Origin of the sequence: Massilia sp. GCM10023247 (genome assembly GCF_042653325.1) — a bacterium.
In the GTDB taxonomy this organism is placed as follows: Bacteria; Pseudomonadota; Gammaproteobacteria; order Burkholderiales; family Burkholderiaceae_D; genus Telluria.
Map to the genome: position 1 here is coordinate 248,423 of NZ_JBHSIB010000024.1, position 19,607 is coordinate 268,029.

Annotated in this window: 16 protein-coding genes; 5 read left to right on the forward strand and 11 right to left on the reverse strand. The window is 67.9% G+C overall.

Annotated features, from left to right (window positions below; genetic code table 11):
* Positions 1-98: 98 nt before the first annotated feature.
* From ACFPAH_RS20345 to uraH, 5 genes are all read right to left on the reverse strand, one after another.
* Positions 99-536 (reverse strand): hypothetical protein, encoded by a 438-nt coding sequence (locus ACFPAH_RS20345; protein ID WP_379748966.1) that lies wholly within the window; start codon positions 534-536, stop codon positions 99-101.
* A gap of 141 nt (positions 537-677) precedes the next feature.
* Entirely contained in the window at positions 678-1,517 is an 840-nt protein-coding gene (locus ACFPAH_RS20350; RefSeq protein ID WP_379748968.1) for an outer envelope protein, read from the reverse strand.
* On the reverse strand, positions 1,514-3,037 hold the full coding sequence (locus ACFPAH_RS20355) for a nucleobase:cation symporter-2 family protein (RefSeq protein ID WP_379748970.1): 1,524 nt from the start codon (positions 3,035-3,037) through the stop codon (positions 1,514-1,516). Before ACFPAH_RS20355 ends, ACFPAH_RS20350 begins: the two co-directional genes overlap by 4 nt.
* 79 nt (positions 3,038-3,116) lie before the next feature.
* A complete protein-coding gene (locus tag ACFPAH_RS20360) occupies positions 3,117-4,376 on the reverse strand; it encodes a urate hydroxylase PuuD (protein ID WP_379748973.1) in 1,260 nt (419 codons plus the stop codon).
* 209 nt (positions 4,377-4,585) lie between these two features.
* Positions 4,586-4,942, reverse strand: coding sequence for a hydroxyisourate hydrolase (uraH, locus tag ACFPAH_RS20365; protein WP_379748975.1), 357 nt, complete (start codon positions 4,940-4,942; stop codon positions 4,586-4,588).
* Positions 4,943-5,049: 107 nt separating this feature from the next.
* On the opposite strand from uraH, the gene ACFPAH_RS20370 reads away from it, so the two are divergent.
* The 4 genes from ACFPAH_RS20370 to ACFPAH_RS20385 are packed head-to-tail and all read left to right on the forward strand — an operon-like array spanning position 5,050 to position 9,826.
* Positions 5,050-5,829 (forward strand): GntR family transcriptional regulator, encoded by a 780-nt coding sequence (locus ACFPAH_RS20370; RefSeq protein ID WP_379748977.1) that lies wholly within the window; start codon positions 5,050-5,052, stop codon positions 5,827-5,829.
* 39 nt (positions 5,830-5,868) lie between these two features.
* On the forward strand, positions 5,869-6,813 hold the full coding sequence (gene puuE / locus ACFPAH_RS20375; protein ID WP_379748979.1) for an allantoinase PuuE: 945 nt from the start codon (positions 5,869-5,871) through the stop codon (positions 6,811-6,813).
* Positions 6,814-6,815: 2 nt separating this feature from the next.
* The gene (gene uraD / locus ACFPAH_RS20380; RefSeq protein ID WP_379748981.1) at positions 6,816-8,591 is read left to right on the forward strand and encodes a 2-oxo-4-hydroxy-4-carboxy-5-ureidoimidazoline decarboxylase; all 1,776 of its coding nucleotides are present in this window, start codon (positions 6,816-6,818) and stop codon (positions 8,589-8,591) included.
* The gene (locus ACFPAH_RS20385; RefSeq protein WP_379748983.1) at positions 8,588-9,826 is read left to right on the forward strand and encodes a M20/M25/M40 family metallo-hydrolase; all 1,239 of its coding nucleotides are present in this window, start codon (positions 8,588-8,590) and stop codon (positions 9,824-9,826) included. The genes uraD and ACFPAH_RS20385 overlap by 4 nt, the downstream gene beginning before the upstream one ends.
* A 69-nt stretch (positions 9,827-9,895) precedes the next feature.
* Here the strand turns inward: ACFPAH_RS20385 and pyk are convergent, their stop codons facing one another.
* The 5 genes from pyk to gcl all read right to left on the reverse strand — a co-directional run bounded on the left by pyk (position 9,896) and on the right by gcl (position 16,193).
* A complete protein-coding gene (gene pyk / locus ACFPAH_RS20390; protein ID WP_379748985.1) occupies positions 9,896-11,335 on the reverse strand; it encodes a pyruvate kinase in 1,440 nt (479 codons plus the stop codon).
* Between the two features lie 90 nt (positions 11,336-11,425).
* Positions 11,426-12,688 carry a glycerate kinase type-2 family protein gene (locus ACFPAH_RS20395; protein WP_379748987.1) on the reverse strand — a complete coding sequence of 421 codons (1,263 nt, stop codon included), beginning with the start codon at positions 12,686-12,688 and terminating at the stop codon, positions 11,426-11,428.
* Positions 12,688-13,584, reverse strand: coding sequence for a 2-hydroxy-3-oxopropionate reductase (gene glxR, locus ACFPAH_RS20400; RefSeq protein WP_379748989.1), 897 nt, complete (start codon positions 13,582-13,584; stop codon positions 12,688-12,690). The genes ACFPAH_RS20395 and glxR overlap by 1 nt, the downstream gene beginning before the upstream one ends.
* 35 nt (positions 13,585-13,619) lie before the next feature.
* The gene (gene hyi, locus ACFPAH_RS20405) at positions 13,620-14,399 is read right to left on the reverse strand and encodes a hydroxypyruvate isomerase (protein WP_379748991.1); all 780 of its coding nucleotides are present in this window, start codon (positions 14,397-14,399) and stop codon (positions 13,620-13,622) included.
* A 12-nt stretch (positions 14,400-14,411) separates the two neighbouring features.
* Positions 14,412-16,193 (reverse strand): glyoxylate carboligase, encoded by a 1,782-nt coding sequence (gene gcl, locus ACFPAH_RS20410; RefSeq protein ID WP_379748993.1) that lies wholly within the window; start codon positions 16,191-16,193, stop codon positions 14,412-14,414.
* Between the two features lie 122 nt (positions 16,194-16,315).
* Between gcl and ACFPAH_RS20415 the strand changes: the two genes are divergently transcribed.
* Positions 16,316-17,242 (forward strand): LysR family transcriptional regulator, encoded by a 927-nt coding sequence (locus ACFPAH_RS20415; protein WP_379748995.1) that lies wholly within the window; start codon positions 16,316-16,318, stop codon positions 17,240-17,242.
* On the opposite strand, the gene ACFPAH_RS20420 is transcribed toward ACFPAH_RS20415, so the two are convergent.
* Complete coding sequence (locus ACFPAH_RS20420) at positions 17,222-19,597, reverse strand: heavy metal translocating P-type ATPase (protein WP_379748997.1); 2,376 nt, start codon at positions 19,595-19,597, stop codon at positions 17,222-17,224. The two genes, ACFPAH_RS20415 and ACFPAH_RS20420, sit on opposite strands and share 21 nt — an antisense overlap.
* Positions 19,598-19,607 lie beyond the last annotated feature (10 nt).

Here is a 19,607-nt window from a genome sequence, read left to right on the forward strand (position 1 = left end):
CAGCGATGCTCCTCATCCGGCCGAGCGAATGCACCGGAAAGACAAGCCGCGAATCCATGATGAAAACCTGCGGAACGCGTCGGCTCGGACGCGCACGCTCAGGTCAGCGAGGGCGGACGCTCGATGCGGGCGGGTATGTGCCCGGTAAAGGAAGAGAGTGAGAAGTGCTGCAGGCTGCTGATGACTTCTTCGACCGCAGTGACGGCCATGGGTGGTGGAGGCGCGCAAGCGCCGACGCAACATTCAGCACAGGTGCCGCAAGCGGGTGCCCCAGGAACGCCGCCCCCAGCGCCGCACTCGTCGCAGGCAAGTTCCGCCTGCGCGGCTGGGGCTGCATGTTCGCCGGCGGCTTCGTGCCCCGCATCATGCGTGCCGGGCTCGGCCATCGCATGCCCGGACATGGCGCCGTGGTCGACGCTGGCGGGGGCAACCGGATGATCCATGTCGCACTCCGCCGTCACCACCCCAGCCATGCTTCGCATGGGCAGGGAGGCGATCAGCAGGCACATGAAGAATAATCGCAACGGCTTACGCATGTGATCAATGTAGCACGGCAACAAACGGTTTTGCACACAATTCGTTACATTTGTTCCATATTGCATACATTCTCACGCGCGCTACGTCCAGCCGTGCCCGGCCATGCACCGGATCGGTGGCGCCCGCCGGGGAGCGGCGGCCTAGAACTGATACTGCGCCTTGAGCATCGGCGTCCTGGCCGTCGCGCCGGGAATCGTGCCGCTGTCGTTGCCGAACTTGTTGCGCCAGTACTGGTAGGCCACTCCTGCCCTGAAGCGCTTCGGCCTGGCGTCGACCAGCGGGCTGAGGTCGGCCATCAGCTGCACGTCGATGTTCGTCTCCGGCTTGGTGGCGCGCCCGAACTCGTTCTTGCCTTTCGCTCCGATGAAGTTGGCATAGCCCTCGAAGGACAACCCGGTCGTGCCGAGCGGGATGGCCCAGGCCGCGCCCAGCATCGGGTGGGTGTCGTAGCGGTAGCGCGGCGTGCTGACCTGGGTGAAGCCGCTGTAGGGGGCGTTGCTCTCCCACAGGCCGTAGAGGCCGACGTTGAGCATGCCCGGGACCTCGAACAGGAAGGTCGGCCCGGCCACCAGCATGCGCTTTTTCGAGTTGTAGCCGGCGTCGCTCCTGGTGTTCAGGTCGAAGCCCGCCGTAAAGGCGGCGTCGCGCAGCGGGCCGATGCGCAGCGCCCTCCCCGTCGCCTTGCCCCATTCGACCGTGTGCCGGTAGACCAGGTAGGCCTCCAGGGCGCCCGAGGTCGCCCCCTTGGCCGACGGGTCGTTCTTGTCCGACTGCAGCAGGTCGAGATTGAAGAAATTGCTGCCGTAAGCGTAGCCGCTGGCATGGTTCAGCTGCAGGATGTGCTTGCGAATGTCCTTGCTATTGAAGGGTTCGGCGAAGCGGCTGCCGGTGCGGTACGCAACCGAGGTATTGCTCCAGTCGGCCGCCTGGCTCGCCGCGGCGGCGACCATCAGGGCCAGGCCCAGGGCGGCGCGCCTCATGCCGGACTCCCCTGGCCAACCGGATGCTCGGCGGCGCAGTGCTCGCTATGGCTTTCGCAGGCGGTACCGCGGCTGCCGTTGAAGAACAGGTTCAGGCCCACTGCCGACAAGGCGGTCAGCAGGATGCCGGACTCGAGCAGCGGATGCAGGCTGTGCGACATCTGCTGGGCCCAGCGCGGCGCCACCAGTGGAATCAGGCCGAAGCCGATCGACAGGGCGACAATGTAGAGGTTGAAGCGGTTGCCGGCGAAGTCGACCCGGGTCAGGATGCGGATACCGGCGGCCGCCACCATGCCGAACATCACCAGGCCGGCGCCGCCCAGCACGAACTGCGGGATCGCTTCGACCATGGCGGCCATCTTGGGCAGCATGCCGAGTACGATCATGATGATGCCGCCCGCGACGCAGACCCAGCGGCTTTTCACGCCGGTGACGGCGACCAGCCCGACGTTTTGCGAAAAGCTCGTATGCGGGAAGGTATTGAAGATGCCGCCCAGCAGGGTGCCCAGGCCGTCCGTGCGCAGCCCCGCCGCCAGTTGCGCCTGGTCGATTTTCTTGCCCGTCATGTCGGACAGGGCCAGGAACATGCCTGCGGACTCGATCATGACGACGATCATGACCACCGTCAGGGTCAGGATCATCACCAGGTCGAAGGTCGGCATGCCGAAAGCGAAGGGCGTGACGAGGTCGAACCAGGCCGCCTTGTCCAGCTTGGCGAAATTCATCTTGCCGGCCGCGTAGGCGATCGCGCAGCCGGCCAGGATCCCGACCAGCACGGAGATGTTCGACAGGAAGCCGCGCACGTATTTCACCAGGCACAGCACGACCAGCAGCACGAAACCGGCGATCGCCATATTATCCAGCGCGCCGTAGGAGGCGTTCGGCGTCATCGGGATCGGGCCGGCCAACTGCATCGGCGGCGCCACGGCGCCCGCAGGCATGCTCGATGCGGCCGCGGCCGCGCTGGCCTTGGCAGCGTCGACCATCGTCACCAGTCTTGCCACGTCGACGCTCTGGGCGGCCGATTCCGGACCGCCCATGGCCCAGCCCACGCCGACCCGCATCAGGCTCACGCCGATGATCAGGATGATGGTGCCGGTGACGACCGGCGGGAAGAAGCGCAGCATCCGGCTCATCATGGGCGCCAGCAGCATGGCCAGGATGCCGGCGCCGATGCCGGCGCCGAAGATCGCGCGGGCGCCGTCGACGCCGGGAACCGCATTCGCGATCGCCACCATCGGGCCGACCGCGGCAAAGGTCACTCCCATCATGACCGGCAGCTTGATGCCGAACCAGGAGGACATGCCGAGCGACTGGATCAGGGTCACCAGGCCACAGCAGAACAGGTCGGCCGAGATCAGCATCGTGACCTGTTCCGGGGACAACTTGAGCGCCCTGCCGACGATCAAGGGTACGGCGATGGCACCGGCATACATGACCAGTACGTGTTGCAGACCGAGTGCGGTCAAGCGGCCGAGGGGTAGCTTTTCGTCGACCGGATGGTGGCTCTGATGATTCATGCTTGTCTCCTGATTATTATTGGCGTACGTCCAAAACCAAAGAATGCATGCTGCGGCGCCGGCACCGTCCGGCCTGGGCTCACTCGACCGGCGCGCCCTCTTCGTACCAACGCTTCAACACGTCCCGCTCTGCGGCGGTGATCTGTGTCGCGTTATTCAAGGGCATGAGTTTCATGACCACGGCCTGCTGGTACACGGCCTGGGCGTGGCGCTTGATGGACGCCGGCGAGTCGAAGGCGATGCCCTTGCTCTGCATCTGGGCCGAATGACACATCACGCAGCGCTGGTCGATCACGCTTTTGGCCTGGGAGAAGCTGGACTGGGCGGCGCCGGACCGTGCCGCCACCTGGTGGAGCGCGCCCTGCTCCACTGCCGGCGGCGCCGACGCCATGGCCGGCACGGAAGCTTCCGGTTGCGGCACCAGCCAGACGATCATCGCCAGCAGGGCGAAGACGCCGGCGCCCGCGTGCTCCCACTGCACCCGCTTGCCCTGCACCAGCGCCTTGTGGCGTGCCACGAAGCTGTGGCGGATCGCGGCGCCGATCAGCATCAACAGCACCAGCACTGCCCAGTTGTGTTCGCCCGAATAGAGCCAGCCGTAGTGGTTCGACAGCATGGCCAGCAGCACCGGCAGCGTGAAATAGGTGTTGTGCACGCTGCGCTGTTTGGCGCGCCAGCCGAGCATCGGGTCGACCGGCTGCCCGGCCTTGAGCTGGGCCACGACCTTGCGCTGGCCGGGGATGATGCAGAAGAAGACGTTCGCGCTCATCGTGGTGGCGAGCATCGCGCCCACCAGCAGGAAGGCGGCGCGCCCGGCGAACAGCTGGCAGGCCAGCCAGGAGGCGACCACCACGAACACGAACACGGTCCCGCCGACGATCAGGTCGCCGTTGCTCCTGCGTCCGAACGTCCGGCAGATGAAGTCGTAGACGAGCCAGAACACGGCCAGGAAGGCGAGCGCACCCGTCACCGCTGCCCCGGCGGACCAGTCGTGGACCGACTTGTCGACCATGAAGGTGCCGGCGTTGAACAGGTAGAGCACCGTGAACAGGCCGAAGCCGGAGAGCCAGGTCGCATAGCTCTCCCAATAGAACCAGTGCAGGTTCTCGGGCATGGCCTTGGGCGCGACCAGGTATTTTTGCGGGTGGTAGAAGCCGCCCCCGTGCACCGCCCACAGCTCGCCGTCCACGCCCTTGGCGACCAGGTCGGGCGCGGTGGGCTTGCTCAGGGAGTTGTCGAGGAAGACGAAGTAGAAGGATGCGCCGATCCAGGCAATCGCGGTGATGACGTGGGTCCAGCGCAGCAGCAGGTTGACCCATTCGAGCAAATAGGAATCCATAAAGCCTCGTGCGAAAGGAAAGCACGGCGTCCATGACGCAGTACTGTCCCATCACCACAGCGGGCTCTGTGAAGGGCGAACATCGCAACCACCGGCAAGGGGCCAGGCCCGCATGCCGACGCGCTCCGCGGCGACGCAAAATAACTGTATACGATTTTTTTATATTTGGATATGAGTTTTTAAATTGTGCACAGCGTGGTGTGCAACGCCTAGGAACCGCGGTAGGTCGAGTAGGTCCACGGACTGACCAGCAGGGGGACGTGATAGTGGCCATCGGCGTCGGCGATGCCGAACTCGATCGGCACCTCGTCGATGAAGGCCGGTTCCGGCAGGCTGACGCCGCGCTCGCGGAAGTAGCGCGCCACGGCGAACACCAATCGATAGCGCCCGGCCGCCATCTGCCCTGCATCGAGCAGCGGGCCGCCGTCGCTGCGGCCGTCGGCATTCAAGGTGAGCGTCTTGAGCGTGCGGGCGCCGCCGGCGTCGATTGCCTGCAGGGTGACCTGCATCCCGGCAGCCGGGCAGCCGTGCATGAGGTCGAGTACGTGGGTGCTGAGGTGGCCCATGGAAGTCTCCTTTGGTGATGGGTGATTGCATACACTATTTGTTTTCTTTTGCGTAAAAAGTGTATACACTTAAGGAACGATGTCAACTATTTATTCCCTTACAGACCATGTCCCGCCCTCGCCCGCCGCTTAAGATCGTCCCTTCCGCCTTCGACATGCCGGCGGCCTTCGAGGCCGACGCGGCCGGCGCCGATGCCGCCGGCGCGGCCGGTTCTGCCAACCTGCCCGCCACCGGCGCCACCCAGCGCATCGTCGATTCGATCACCAACGCGATCGCCGACCGGCGCCTGATCCCCGGCACCAAGCTGTCGGAACAGAAGATCGGCGACATCTTCAAGGTGTCGCGCACGGTGGTGCGCCAGGCCTTCAATCAACTCAGCCGCGACCGGCTGGTGGTGCTCGAGCCGGCCCGCGGCGCCTTCGTCGCCACGCCGACGGCCGAGGAAGCGCGCGACGTGTTCGAGGTCCGGCGCATCCTCGAGACGGCGGTCACCCGGCAGCTGTGCGCCGTGATCACCGACGCCCAGGTCCGCGAACTGCGCGCCCACCTCGAACTGGAGCGGGCCGCCGTCGCGAATGCCGCGGTCCCGGGGCGCACCCGCCTGCTGGGCGACTTCCACGTGGTGCTGGCCGAGATGCTCGGCAACCAGGTGCTGGTGCAGATGCTGGGCGAACTGATGACGCGCTCGTCCCTGATCGCGCTGATGCGCCAGTCGACCCAGTCGGCCGAAGAGTCGCTCGACGAGCACGTCGCCATCGTCGACGCCTTCGAGCGGCGCGATGCGCGGGCCGCGGTGCGGCTGGTCGCGAAGCACCTGGCGAACGTCCAGCAAAACCTCGACCTCGGCCCGCAGCGGATCGACCTGGCCGAGGTCCTCGATCACTGACACCCTTCCTGCAACCCCAGACCTGAATAAAGGCGCATCATGACCCCATCCTATCCGCGCGACCTGCAGGGCTACGGCCGCCAGCCGCCCCAGGCCGAGTGGCCCGGCAAGGCCCGCGTGGCCGTGCAGTTCGTCCTGAACTACGAGGAAGGCGGCGAGAACAGCGTGCTGCACGGCGATGCCGGCAGCGAGCAGTTCCTGTCCGAGATGTTCAATCCGGCCGCCTTCCCGGCCCGCCACCTGAGCATGGAGAGCATCTACGAATACGGTTCGCGGGTCGGGGTCTGGCGCCTGCTGCGCGAATTCGAGCGGCGCGGCATGCCGCTGACCGTGTTCGGCGTCGGCATGGCGCTCGAGCGCTGCCCCGACGTCGCGGCCGCGTTCAAGGAGCTGGGGCACGAGATCGCCTGCCATGGCTGGCGCTGGATCAGCTACCAGAACGTGGACGAGGCGACCGAGCGCGAGCACATGGCGCTCGGCATGCAGGCCATCGAACGGATGACGGGCGAACGCCCGCTCGGCTGGTACACCGGCCGCGACAGCCCGAATACGCGGCGCCTGGTGGCCGACTACGGCGGCTTCGAATACGACAGCGACTACTACGGCGACGACCTGCCGTTCTGGCTGCGCGTGCGCAGGAGCGACGGCACCGAGGTGCCCCAGCTGGTCGTGCCCTACACCCTGGACTGCAACGACATGCGTTTCGCCCTGCCCCAGGGATTCTCGCACGGCGATCCGTTCCTGGCCTACCTGCGCGACGCCTTCGACGTGCTCTACGAGGAAGGCGCCGAGCGCCCGGCCATGATGAGCATCGGCCTGCATTGCCGCCTGCTTGGCCGCCCCGGGCGCTTCCGCGCCCTGCAGCGCTTCCTCGACCACATCGAGCGCCACGACCGGGTCTGGGTGACGCGCCGCATCGACATCGCGCGCCACTGGAAGCGCGTCCATCCTTTCGACCCACACAGCGCTTTCCTCTGGGAGTGACCATGCTGACCCTGGACCGACTCAACGCCGCCGACGAAGCGGCATTCACCGCGCTGCTCGACGGCGTCTACGAACACTCGCCCTGGATCGCCGCCGCCGCCTGGCAGCGCCGGCCCTTCGCCAGCCTGGCCCAGCTCAAGCATGCGCTGGTCGAGGTGCTGCGCGCCGCGCCGCACGAAGCCAAGCTCGGCCTGATTCGCGCCCACCCCGAGCTGGCCGGCAAGGCCATGGTCTCGAAGTCGCTTACCGCCGAATCCACCAACGAGCAGAACAAGGCCGGCCTGACCGACTGCACGCCCGACGAATTCGCGACCATCCAGCGCCTGAACGGCGAGTACAACGCCAAGTTTGGCTTTCCCTTCATCCTGGCCGTGCGCGGCCCGCGCGGAACCGGACTGAGCAAGCGCGAGATCATCGCCACCTTCGCGCGGCGCCTGGCCAACCCGCTCGACGTCGAATGCGCCGAAGCCCTGCGCAACATCCACCGCATCGCCGAGATCCGCCTGAACGACAAGTTCGGCCACGAGCCGGTGCTCGGCAACCTGGTGCTGGACTGGGCCGAGCGCCTGGCCGTGCACAGCGATCCCGGATATGCCGAGCGCGGAGAACTGTGCGTGACCTACCTGACCGCGGCCCACCGCGCCTGCGCGGCGCAGCTGGTGCGCTCGATGCTGGACGACTGCGGCTTCGACGAGGCCCGCATCGATGCGGTCGGCAACGTGGTCGGCGTCTACCACGGCACCGACCCGGATGCGAAGCGCCTGCTGACCGGCTCCCACTACGACACCGTGCGCAACGGCGGCAAATACGATGGCCGTGCCGGCATCCTGGTGCCGATGGCCTGCGTGCGCGAACTGCGCCGAGAGAAGCGGCGCCTGCCCTTCGGCATCGAAGTCGTCGGCTTTTCCGAGGAGGAAGGCCAGCGCTACAAGGCGGTCTTCCTCGGTTCCGGCGCCCTCACCGGCGACTTCGACCAACGCTGGCTCGAGCAGCAGGACGCGGACGGCATCACGATGCGCGCGGCCATCGAGCAGGCGGGCCTGCGCGTGGACGACATCGCCGCCCTGCAGCGCGACCCCGCGCGCTACCTCGGTTTCGTGGAAACCCATATCGAACAGGGCCCGGTCCTGAACCATGCCGACCTGCCGCTGGGCGTGGTCACCTCGATCAACGGCAGCGTGCGCTTCCTGGGCGAGATCGAAGGCATGGCCTGCCACGCCGGCACCACGCCGATGCACATGCGGCGCGATGCCGCGGCCGCGGCCGCCGAACTGGTGCTGTATGTGGAGCAGCGCGGCGCCGCCGTGCCCGACCTGGTGGCAACCGTCGGCATGCTGGAGGTGCCGGCCGGCTCGATCAACGTGGTGCCGGGCCGCTGCCGCTTCAGCCTCGACGTGCGCGCCACCACCGACCTTGTCCGCGACGCCTGCGCCGCCGACATCCGGCAGGAACTGCTGGCGATCTGCGCGCGGCGCGGCCTGAGTTGCACGATCGAGGAAACCATGCGCGCCGCGGCGGCGCCCTGCGATCCGGCCTGGCGCCGGCGCTGGGAAAGCGCCGTCGAGGCGCTCGGGCTGCCGGTGTTCCGGCTGCCCAGCGGCGCCGGACACGACGCCATGAAGCTGCACCAGGTGATGCCGCAGGCGATGCTGTTCCTGCGTGGCCAGAACGACGGCATCAGCCACAACCCGCTGGAAGCCATTACCAACGACGACGCCGAGCTGTGCGTGCGCGCCTTCCAGATCCTTCTTGACCAACTCGCCACGGACCTGCCATGACCACAAGCTCCAACAACGCCTACGATTCCCTCGACGCCTGGATCGACGCCCATTTCGATGAAGAGGTGCGCTTCCTCCAGGAGCTGGTGCGCGTCCCCACCGATACGCCGCCGGGCAACAACGCGCCCCACGCCGAGCGCACGGCCGAACTGCTGAAGGAATTCGGCTTCGAGGCCGAGCAGCATGCGGTGCCGGCGCCGGTGGTGCAGGAGGCGGGACTGCAGAGCATCACGAACCTGGTGGTGCGGCGCCGCTACGGCGCCGGTCCCACCGTCGCCATGAACGCCCACGGCGACGTGGTGCCGCCGGGCGAAGGCTGGAGCCACCCGCCGTATGGCGGCGAGATCGTCGACGGCAAGCTGTACGGCCGCGCGGCCGCGGTCAGCAAATGCGATTTCGCGACGTTTACCTTTGCCACGCGCGCGCTGGAAGCACTGGGCGCCCCGGCCAAGGGCGGCGTCGAGCTGTATTTCACCTACGACGAAGAGTTCGGCGGCGAACTCGGCCCCGGCTGGCTCCTGGAGCAGGGCCTGGTCAAGCCCGACTTGCTCATCGCGGCCGGCTTCAGCTACCAGGTCGTCACCGCCCACAACGGCTGCCTGCAGATGGAAGTCACCGTGAACGGCAAGATGGGACATGCGGCAGTGCCGGAGACCGGCGTCGACGCGCTCCAGGCCGCGAACAAGATCCTCACCGCACTGTACCACCAGAACACCCTGTACAAGCAGGTGCGCAGCCAGGTCAAGGGCATCAACCACCCCTACCTGAACGTGGGACTGATCCAGGGCGGCACGAATACCAACGTGGTACCGGGCAAGGTCGTGCTGAAACTCGACCGGCGCATGATTCCCGAGGAGAACCCGGCCGAGGTCGAGGCGGCGCTGCTGGCGCTGATCCGCGAAGCGGTGGCCGATTGCGCGGGCATCACGGTCGACATCCGGCGCCTGCTGCTGGCCAAGGCGCTCCAGCCCCTGCCGGGCAACCAGCCGCTGGTCGACGCGCTGTCGCGCCACGCCACGGACGTGTTCGGCGAGCCGATCGGGGCCGCCGGCACCCCGCTCTACACCGATGCGCGCCTGTTCGGCGAGCACGGGATTCCGGCCGTGCTGTACGGCTGCGGCCCGCGCACCGTTTCGGAGAGCAACGCCAAGCGCGCCGACGAGCACATCGACCTCGACGACCTGCGCCGCGCCACCAAGGTGATCGCGCGCACCCTGTTCGACCTGCTCGGCTAAGGGGGGCGGGGCTCGTACGGACAAAAAACGGGCGCCTTCCGGCGCCCGTTTTACTTTGCTCTTTAACTTTTACTGCCCCCGCTGGGCCAGCGCATCACGCACCCGGATCACGTGCAGCAGGTTGGTCGCGCCCACCTGACCCGAGGGGAAGCCCGCCACCACCACCACGTTGTCTTCCTCGCGCGCCAGGCCGTGGCGCATGGCCGCGGCGGCGCCGTCGCCGACCATGCCGGCCAGCGTGCGCGCTTCCTCGAAGGCCATCGGATGGACGCCCCAGGCCATCGTCAGGCGCCGCGCGACGGGCAGGTTCGGCGTCAGGGCCAGGATCGGCGTGGCCGGGCGCTCGCGGCTGGCGCGCAGGGAGGTCGCCCCGCTGAAGGTATAGGTCACGGTGGCGGCCGGCGCCAGCAGCTTGGCCACCTGGCGCAGCGAGGAGCAGATCGCGTCCGCCACCGTCGCCTCGGCCGGCGTGTGGCTGGCATCCAGGGCGGCGCGCCAGCCGGGGTCCGCTTCGACTGCGGCGATCACGCTGTCCATCACGGCCACGGCTTCGACCGGATACTGGCCGGAGGCCGATTCGCCCGACAGCATGACCGCGTCGGCGCCCTCGTAGATCGCGTTGGCGACGTCCGACACTTCGGCGCGGGTCGGCACCGGCGCCGCGATCATCGATTCGAGCATATGGGTTGCCACCACGACCGGTTTCCCGGCCGCACGCGAGGCGCGCACGATGCGGTGCTGCAGCACCGGCACCTGCTGGGGCGGCAGTTCGACCCCGAGGTCGCCGCGCGCCACCATCACCCCGTCGACCAGGTCGACGATCGCCTCCAGCTGGTCGATCGCGGCCGGCTTTTCCAGCTTGGCCATGATCCACGCGCGATCGCCCACCAGCTCACGCGCCTCGGTGATGTCCTCCGGACGCTGCACGAAGGACAGGGCCACCCAGTCGACGCCCAGCTCGAGGCCGAAGGCCAGGTCGGCGCGGTCCTTGGCCGTCAGCGGCGAGATCGGCAGCACCACGTCGGGGACGTTCACGCCCTTGCGGTCGGACAGCGTGCCGCCCACGAGCACCGTGGTATGCGCATAGTCCGGACCGCAGCTGTCGACTCGCAGGCGCAGCTTGCCGTCGTCGAGCAGCAGTTCGGCGCCCGGGCGCAGCGCCGCGAAGATTTCCGGATGCGGCAGCTGCGCACGCTCGGCGCTGCCTGCGGTCTCGTCCAGGTCGAGGCGAAACGCGGAACCGGCCTCGAGCGAGGTCTTGCCGCCCTGGATGCGCCCGACCCGCAGCTTGGGGCCCTGCAGGTCGAGCAGCACGCCGATCGGGCGCGCGACGTCGCGCTCGACCTCGCGGATCGTCTGCAGCCGGGCGGCGTGGTCGGCCTGGGTGCCGTGGCTGAAATTGAGGCGGAACACATCGGCGCCGGCGTCGGCCAGCGCGCGGATGCGCTCGTAGGTGGAGCTGGACGGGCCCAGCGTGGCGATGATGCGGGAACGGCGTTGGCGTAGCATCGGATGTCCTGTTATTGACGTGAAAAAAAACAGGTGCGACGGCGCTGCGCCGCACCTGGGGAGGAAAAGCGTGACGAGGCGCTCACCCGATCATGTGATCAGGATCGCCCGGAAGTCGTTTACGTTGGTCAGCGTCGGCCCGGTCACCAGGGCGTCGCCCAGGGCGCCGAAGAAGGTATGGGCATCGTTGTCGTCCAGGCTGCGCCGCGGCGGCATGCCGAGCGCCCAGGCGCGCGCCAGGGTGTCGGGCGTGAGGAAGGCCCCGGCCACCTCTTCCGCGCCGTCGACCCCGTCGGTGTCGGCGGCCAGCGCATGGATGCCGGGCGCGTCGCCCATGGCCAGCGCCAGCGCCAGCAGGAACTCGACGTTGCGTCCGCCGCGCCCGCCGCCGCGCAGCGTGACCGTGGTCTCGCCGCCGGACAGCAGCACGCAGGGGGCAGCGGCCGGCTGGCCGTGGCGCCGCACCTGGAGCGCGATGCCGGCCATGACCTTGGCCACGTCGCGTGCCTCGCCTTCGATGCTGTCGCCGAGGATCAGCGGCGTGAAGCCCGCCTCGCGCGCGACCTGGGCCGCGGCTTCCAGCGCCATCTGGGGCGACGCGACCAGCTGGGTGACGACCCTGGCGATGCGCGGATCGCCAGGCTTGACGGTCTCGCCGCGGCCGCTCTCGAGCAGTTGCCTGGCCGCCGGCGGCAAGGCGATGCCGTAGCGCTGGACGATCTCGAGCGCGTCGGCGCAGGTGGTCGGGTCGGCCACCGTGGGACCGGAGGCGATGTCCATCGGATTGTCGCCGGGGACGTCGGAAATCAAGAGGTTGAGCACGCGCGCCGGGTGGCAGGCGGCGGCCAGCCGGCCGCCCTTGATCGCCGACAGGTGGCGCCGCACGCAGTTCATCTCGGTGATGCTCGCGCCCGACGCCAGCAGCGCGCGGTTGATCGCCTGCTTGTCCTCCAGCGTCACGCCCTCGCCCGGCAGTGGCAGGAGCGAAGAGCCGCCGCCGGAGACCAGGCAGATGACGAGATCGTCCTCGCCCAGGCCCTGCACCAGGTCGAGCACCTGGCGCGCCGCGTCCAGGCCGGCGGCGTCGGGCACCGGGTGCGCCGCTTCGACGATCCGGATCCGTTCGCAGGGCACCGCATAGCCGTAGCGCGTGACGACCATGCCTTCGAGCGGCGCCGGCCAGTGGCGCTCGAGTGCCTGCGCCATCGCGGCCGAGGCCTTGCCGGCGCCGATCACGATGGTGCGGCCCTTGGGCGGCTCCGGCAGCCAGGGAGCGATGCAGTGCGCCGGCTGGGCCGCCTCGACGGCCGCGGCGAACATGCGCCCGAGAAGTTCGCGGGGCCGGGTGTCCATCAGGCGTCCTGGCCGATCTCGAAGTTGGCCATGATCTCGAGCGCGCGCACCATGGCCGAGTGGTCCCAGTTGCCGCCTTCGTGGGCGGCGCAGGTATTGAACAGCTCCTGGGCGGTGGCCGTGTTCGGCAGCGGCACGCCCAGCTGGCGCGCGGTCGTCAAGGCCAGGTTCAGGTCCTTGCGGTGCAGGTCGATCCGGAAGCCCGGGTCGAAGCTGCGCTTGATCATGCGCTCGCCATGCACTTCCAGGATGCGCGAGGAGGCAAAACCGCCCATCAGGGCCGTGCGCACCCGCGCCGGATCGGCGCCGGCCTTGGACGCCAGCAGCAGCGCCTCGCCCACCGCCTCGATGGTCAGCGCGACGATGATCTGGTTGGCGACCTTGGTCACCTGGCCGTCGCCGTTGCCGCCCACCAGGGTCACGTTCTTGCCCATCAGGTCGAACAGAGGCTTGACCCGGCCGAAGGCCGCTTCGCTGCCGCCGACCATGATGGTCAGGCTGGCCGCCTTGGCGCCGACTTCGCCGCCCGACACCGGCGCGTCGAGGTAGTCGCAGCCGAGCTCCTGGATACGGCGTGCGAATTCCTTGGTGGCGACCGGCGAGATCGAGCTCATGTCGACCACGATCTTGCCGCTGCCGGCGGCCAGTCCGGCGGCGACGCCGTTCTCCGCGAACAGGACTTCCTCGACCTGCGGCGTATCGGGCACCATGATGATGATCACATCCGCCTGGGCCGCGACTTCGGCGCTGCTGGCGCAGACCGTCGCGCCGGCCTCGACCAGGGCGGACGGCGTCGGGCCCTGGGTGTGGGTGAACAGGCTATGTCCGTTGTTGATGAGATGTCCCGCCATCGGGGCACCCATGATGCCCAGGCCAATGAAACCAATCTTTGCCATAGTCTTCTCCTTCTGTTTTATCGTTGTTGCCCGGTTCAGCGGGTCAGCGCTTCGATCCAGCCCAGTCCGCCGGCGGTAGTGGCGGCCGGCTTGTATTCGCAGCCGATCCAGCCATCGTAACCGAGCCCGTCGATGTGGCGGAACAGCCACGGGTAGTTCAGCTCGCCCGTGCCCGGCTCGTTGCGCCCCGGATTATCGGCCAGCTGGATGTGGCCGATCCGTGCCAGCTGCTTCGCGATCGTGTTGCCGATCTCCCCTTCCATGCGCTGGGCATGGTAGATGTCGTACTGGAGGAACAGGTTGTTCGATCCGACCTCCTCGATGATACCGATGGCCTGCGCAGTGCGGTTCACATAGAAGCCCGGAATGTCGTAGGTGTTGACCGGCTCGACCAGCAGGCGGATGTCGGCTTCCTTGAGCTTCCTGGCAGCGTAGCGCAGGTTGTCGACCAGGGTCTCGCGCAGCAGTTCGTCGCTGACCCCGGCCGGCGCGATCCCGGCCAGGCAATTGAGCTGCATGCAGCCGAGCATGCGGGCGTACTCGATCGCGCGCCCGACGCCGTCGCGGAACTCGGCCACGCGGTCGGGATGGCAGGCGATGCCGCGCTCGCCCTTCTCCCAGTCGCCGGCCGGCAGGTTGTGCAGCACCTGCGTCAGCCCGAAGCGGTCCAGCCGCTCGGCCAGCTCGCGCGCCTCGAACGCATAAGGAAACAGGTATTCGACGCCCTTGAAACCCGCTTTCGAGGCAGCCTCGAAACGGTCGAGGAAGGGCAGCTCGGTAAACAGCATGCTGAGGTTGGCTGCGAATCTTGGCATTGCGTTCTCCTGTCAGGTGGCGATCGGGGCGGTGACGGCGGTCGGCGCGTCGCCCGGGTGCTCGGCCAGCGCCTCGAACTCGTTGACCGCATCGATCTCGGTACCCATCGAAATGTTGGTGACGCGCTCGAGGATGATCTCGACGATGACCGGCACCCGGTGCTCTTTCATCCAGCTGCGTGCCTGGGCAAAAGCGGGCTGGATGTCGTCCACATGGCGCACCCGGATCGCCTTGCAGCCGAGTCCCTCGGCCACGGCGACGTGGTCGACGCCATAGTTTTCCAGCGCCGGCGCATTGATGTTCTCGAACGCCAGCTGGACGCAATAATCCATGTCGAAGCCGCGCTGCGCCTGGCGAATCAGGCCCAGGTAGGCATTGTTCACGACCACGTGCAGGTAAGGCATCTTGAATTGCGCACCCACCGCCAGTTCCTCGATCATGAACTGGAAGTCGTAGTCGCCGGAGATGGCGACCACTTCGCGCTGCGGATCGGCGGCGCACACGCCCAGCGCGGCGGGGATGGTCCAGCCCAGCGGGCCGGCCTGGCCGCAGTTGATCCAGTGGCGCGGCTTGTAGACGTGCAGGAACTGGGCGGCGGCGATCTGCGACAGGCCGATCGTGCTGACATAGCAGGTGTCGGGGCCGAAGGCGCGGTTCATTTCCTCGTAGACGCGCTGCGGCTTGATCGGCGACTCGTCGAAATGGGTCTTGCGCAGCATGCTGCGCTTGCGCGCCTGGCACTCGGCCACCCAGCTGCTGCGGTCCGGCAAGGCGCCGATCAGGTCCATCCCGCGCGCCACCTCGATCAGCTGCTCGAGCGCCGCGCCGGCGTCCGACACGATGCCGTAGTCCGGTCCGAACACGCGTCCGATCTGGGTCGGTTCGATGTCGATGTGGACGAACTTGCGCCCCTTGGTGTAGACCTCGACCGAGCCGGTATGGCGGTTGGCCCAGCGGTTGCCGATGCCGATCACGAAATCGGAAGCGAGCATGGTGGCGTTGCCATAGCGGTGAGAGGTCTGCAGCCCGACCATGCCGGCCATCAGCGGATGGTCGTCGGCAATCGCGCCCCAGCCCATCAGGGTCGGCACCACCGGCACGCCGACCAGTTCGGCGAACTCCTGCAGCAGCGCCGCCGCGTCGGCATTGATCACGCCGCCGCCGCACACGATCAGGGGCCGCTCGGCGCTATTCAACATGTCGAGGGCTTTTTCGGCCTGGGCACGGGTCGCGGACGGCTTGTAGGCCGGCAGCCTTTCGTAGGTCTCGATGTCGAATTCGATTTCCGCCATCTGCACGTCGAACGGCAGGTCGATCAGCACCGGGCCGGGCCGGCCGGAGCGCATGATGTGGAAGGCTTGCTGGACGACGCGCGGCACCAGGGCCGGCTCGCGCACCGTGACCGCCCACTTGGTAACCGGCTTGGCGATCGATTCGATGTCGACCGCCTGGAAGTCTTCCTTGTAGAGGCGTGCCCGGGGCGCCTGCCCGGTAATGCATAGGATAGGTATCGAATCGGCCCAGGCCGAGTACAGCCCCGTGATCATGTCGGTTCCGGCCGGGCCGGAGGTGCCGATGCAGACGCCGATGTTGCCGGCCTCCGCCCGGGTATAGCCCTCGGCCATGTGCGATGCGCCTTCGACATGTCGCGCCAGTACGTGCTCGAAGCCCCCGTTCTTCTTCATTGCCGAGTAAAACGGGTTGATTGCCGCACCTGGTACACCAAAAACCTTGCTGACGCCTTCTTTGCGCAAGACTGCTGCTGCCGCGTCGATTGCCCTCATACGGGCCATAATTGCCTCCGTGGATGTCGGATGGATCGGATTGATGAACCGAGCATACCGAGTTGTCCGGCAATGTTGAATTGCTGCTACTATTGGCTCTGCAGATACTTTAAGTATCGACTGGAGACGGAATGGACCGACATACGCAGATCCGCAGCTTTGTCCTGATCGCCGAGAAAGGCAGCTTTGCCGCCGCCGCCGTGGTCGAGGGGGTGACCCCGGTGGTGATGGGACGGCGCCTCGATGCGCTCGAACGCCGCCTCGGGGTGCGCCTGATGCACCGCTCGACGCGCGGGTTGCAGCTGACGGCGCTGGGGGAACAGTTCATCGAGTCCTGCCGCCAGCTGCTGCGCGACTTCGACATCACCGAAAACGGCATCAGCGCCGGGCGCAACATGGTGCGCGGCCACCTGGTGGTGTCGGCGCCGGCGGCGTTCGGGCGCTCGCACGTGGCGCCGCACGCGCCCCGCTTCAAGGCGATCCACCCGGAACTCAAGATGTCGTTCAACTTCACCGACAGCGTGGTCGACCTGGTGCGCGAGGGCTACGACATGTCGATCCGCATCGGCGCCGTCCTCGATCCGAACTACGTGGCGGTCCCGCTCTTCCCCAACCGCAGGGTGGTATGCGGCACGCCCGAGTATTTCGAGCGCTATGGCCTGCCCCGCGTCCCCGAGGACCTGGTGCGCCACAACTGCCTGGCCTTCAATCTGCAGGGCGGGCAACAGCGCGGCTGGACCTTCCAGCAGGAGGGGAAACTGATCGCGGTGCGGGTCGACGGCGACCTCGCCTGCAACGACGGCGAACTCCTGTTCGCCTGGGTCAAGCAGGGGCTGGGCATCGGCTGGCGTTCGACCTGGGAAATCCAGGCCGAACTCAAGCGGGGGGAACTGGTGACGGTGCTCGACGAATTCGCCGTCAACGACTATCCGATCCAGGCGGTCTATCCCCAGCAACGCTATCTGCCGGCCAAGGTCCGGCATTTCATCGACTACCTGAAGGACATCTACCGCCAGCCCGGCTACTGGGAAAAGGCGCTAGTGCCCGGAGTGGGATGAGGGCGCGCCCGCGCCGCGCAGCCGCAGCGCGTTGGCGATCACCGATACCGAACTGAGGCTCATTGCGAGCGCCGCGATCATGGGCGACAGCAACTGCCCGGTGACCGGGTACAGCAGGCCCGCCGCCAGCGGGATGCCCATCGCGTTATAGATGAATGCGAACCCGAGGTTCTGGCGCATGTTGCGTACCGTCTGCAGCGACAGCGCGCGCGAGCGGGCAATCGCGCGCAGGTCGCCCTTGACCAGGGTCAGGTGCGCCGAGTTGATGGCGACGTCGGTGCCGGTGCCCATCGCGATGCCGACGTCGGCCTTGGCCAGCGCCGGCGCATCGTTGATGCCGTCGCCGGCCATGGCGACGATGCGCCCTTCGCGCTGGAGGCGCTCGACCAGGGCCAGTTTGTCCTGCGGCTTGACTTCGCCGTGGACTTCGTCGATCCCGAGCCGCGCGGCCACCGCCCGCGCCGTGGTGACGCCGTCGCCGGTCGCCATCACGACCCGGATGCCGGCCTCGCGCAGCGTGGCGAGGGCCTCGAGTGTCGTCTCCTTGATTGGGTCGGACACCGCGACCAGGCCCATCAGGCGATTTTCCGCCGCCAGGTACATGACGCTGGCGCCCGCCTCGCGCAGGGCCTCGGCCTCGGCGCGCAGCAGCGTCCAGGCTATCCCTTCGCTCTCCATCAGTGCCGTATTGCCGAGGGCGATGCGCTGGCCCTGCACCAGGCCGCGCACGCCGATCCCGCTCGAGGACTCGAAGCTGTCCGGCTTCTCAAGCCGCAGCCCGCGCTTGCGCGCCTGCGCCACGATCGCGTGCGCCAGCGGGTGCTCGCTGCCCTGGTCGATGCTGGCGGCGACGCGCAGGACGTCGTCGGCGTCGAAACCCGGGGCGGCGACGGCCCGGTCGAAGGCCGGCTTGCCTTCGGTGAGGGTGCCGGTCTTGTCGACGATCAGGGTATCGACCTTGCGCATGGCCTCGATTGCCGCCGCGTCGCGGAACAGCACGCCCTGGGTGGCGGCGCGGCCGGTGGCGGCCATGATCGACATCGGGGTGGCCAGGCCGAGCGCGCAGGGACAGGCGATGATCAGGACCGCGACGGCGTTCACGAAGCCGTACACCCAGCTCGGCTCCGGCCCGAACAGGCCCCAGGCGAACAGCGTGACCAGGGCGACCAGCACCACGGCCGTGACAAAGTAAGCGGCCACCACGTCCGCCAGGCGCTGCATCGGCGCCCGCGAGCGCTGGGCGTTGGCGACCATCTGCACGATCTGCGACAACATGGTTTGCGAGCCGACCCGCTCGGAGCGGATCACCAGGCTGCCGCTGGTATTCATGGTGGCGCCGATGACCTTGTCGTCGGCGCGCTTGGTGACCGGCAGCGGTTCGCCGGTGAGCATGCTCTCGTCGACCGCGCTTTCTCCTTCGAGCACGACGCCGTCGACCGGCACCTTCTCGCCGGGCCGTACCCGCAACCGGTCGCCGACGTGCACGTGCGACAGTTCCACGTCTTCCTCGCTGCCATCAAGGCGGATGCGGCGCGCCGTCTTCGGCGCCAGGCCGAGCAGCGACTTGATGGCCGCCGAGGTCTGCGAGCGCGCGCGCAGTTCGAGGATCTGGCCCAGCAGGGTCAGGGACACGATGACGGCAGCTGCTTCGAAATAGACGCCGGTGCGGCCGTGCATGTCGAAGGCCGCCGGGAACAGGCCGGGCGCGACGGTGGCCACCACGCTGTAGCCGAAGGCGGCGAGCACGCCGATGCTGATCAGGGTCCACATGTTCGGGCTGCGCTTGCGCACCGACTGCGCGCCGCGCACCAGGAAGGGCCATCCCGCCCACAGCACCACCGGCGTGCTGAGCGCCAACTCGATCCAGCTCTGCGACGCAAGTGCGTCCCCGAACAGGCGGTGCCCGGCCATTGCCAGCACGGCCACCGCCAGGCTCAGCGGCAAGGTCCGCCAGAAGCGGCGCCGGAAGTCGGCCAGCTCCGGGTTGTCGTCTTCTTCCAGGGACGGCATCAGCGGTTCGAGCGCCATGCCGCAGATCGGGCAGCTGCCCGGCCCGTCCTGGCGGATCTCGGGGTGCATCGGGCAGGTGTAGACCGTGCCCGCCGGCGGGGAGCCGGGCTGCGCCGCCTGCCCCGGCGCTTTGAGGTAGGCAGCCGGGTCGGCGCGGAACGTGTCCATGCAGGGCGTGCTGCAGAAATGGTGCACCGTGCCCGCGTGCTCGATCCGGTGCCCGGGGCGGTCGGCCACCTTCATCTTGCAGACCGGATCGGTGAAGGGTTTGTCGGCCACGGCGCTCCCTGCTGCGTGCGGCGCGGCGTGCCCGTGGCGGGTGTGCTCATGCGATTCGTGATTCATGGCGGCTCCG

Bases quoted from the DNA above. Each gene is read 5' to 3' on its own strand.
- glxR (WP_379748989.1), bottom strand. From the start codon at position 13,584: ATGGCAAAGATTGGTTTCATTGGCCTGGGCATCATGGGTGCCCCGATG.
- ACFPAH_RS20360 (WP_379748973.1), bottom strand. From the start codon at position 4,376: ATGGATTCCTATTTGCTCGAATGGGTCAACCTGCTGCTGCGCTGGACC.
- gcl (WP_379748993.1), bottom strand. From the start codon at position 16,193: ATGGCCCGTATGAGGGCAATCGACGCGGCAGCAGCAGTCTTGCGCAAA.
- ACFPAH_RS20350 (WP_379748968.1), bottom strand. From the start codon at position 1,517: ATGAGGCGCGCCGCCCTGGGCCTGGCCCTGATGGTCGCCGCCGCGGCG.
- ACFPAH_RS20370 (WP_379748977.1), top strand. From the start codon at position 5,050: ATGTCCCGCCCTCGCCCGCCGCTTAAGATCGTCCCTTCCGCCTTCGAC.
- ACFPAH_RS20385 (WP_379748983.1), top strand. From the start codon at position 8,588: ATGACCACAAGCTCCAACAACGCCTACGATTCCCTCGACGCCTGGATC.
- hyi (WP_379748991.1), bottom strand. From the start codon at position 14,399: ATGCCAAGATTCGCAGCCAACCTCAGCATGCTGTTTACCGAGCTGCCC.
- ACFPAH_RS20415 (WP_379748995.1), top strand. From the start codon at position 16,316: ATGGACCGACATACGCAGATCCGCAGCTTTGTCCTGATCGCCGAGAAA.
- ACFPAH_RS20420 (WP_379748997.1), bottom strand. From the start codon at position 19,597: ATGAATCACGAATCGCATGAGCACACCCGCCACGGGCACGCCGCGCCG.
- ACFPAH_RS20395 (WP_379748987.1), bottom strand. From the start codon at position 12,688: ATGGACACCCGGCCCCGCGAACTTCTCGGGCGCATGTTCGCCGCGGCC.
- ACFPAH_RS20345 (WP_379748966.1), bottom strand. From the start codon at position 536: ATGCGTAAGCCGTTGCGATTATTCTTCATGTGCCTGCTGATCGCCTCC.
- uraD (WP_379748981.1), top strand. From the start codon at position 6,816: ATGCTGACCCTGGACCGACTCAACGCCGCCGACGAAGCGGCATTCACC.
- pyk (WP_379748985.1), bottom strand. From the start codon at position 11,335: ATGCTACGCCAACGCCGTTCCCGCATCATCGCCACGCTGGGCCCGTCC.
- uraH (WP_379748975.1), bottom strand. From the start codon at position 4,942: ATGGGCCACCTCAGCACCCACGTACTCGACCTCATGCACGGCTGCCCG.
- puuE (WP_379748979.1), top strand. From the start codon at position 5,869: ATGACCCCATCCTATCCGCGCGACCTGCAGGGCTACGGCCGCCAGCCG.
- ACFPAH_RS20355 (WP_379748970.1), bottom strand. From the start codon at position 3,037: ATGAATCATCAGAGCCACCATCCGGTCGACGAAAAGCTACCCCTCGGC.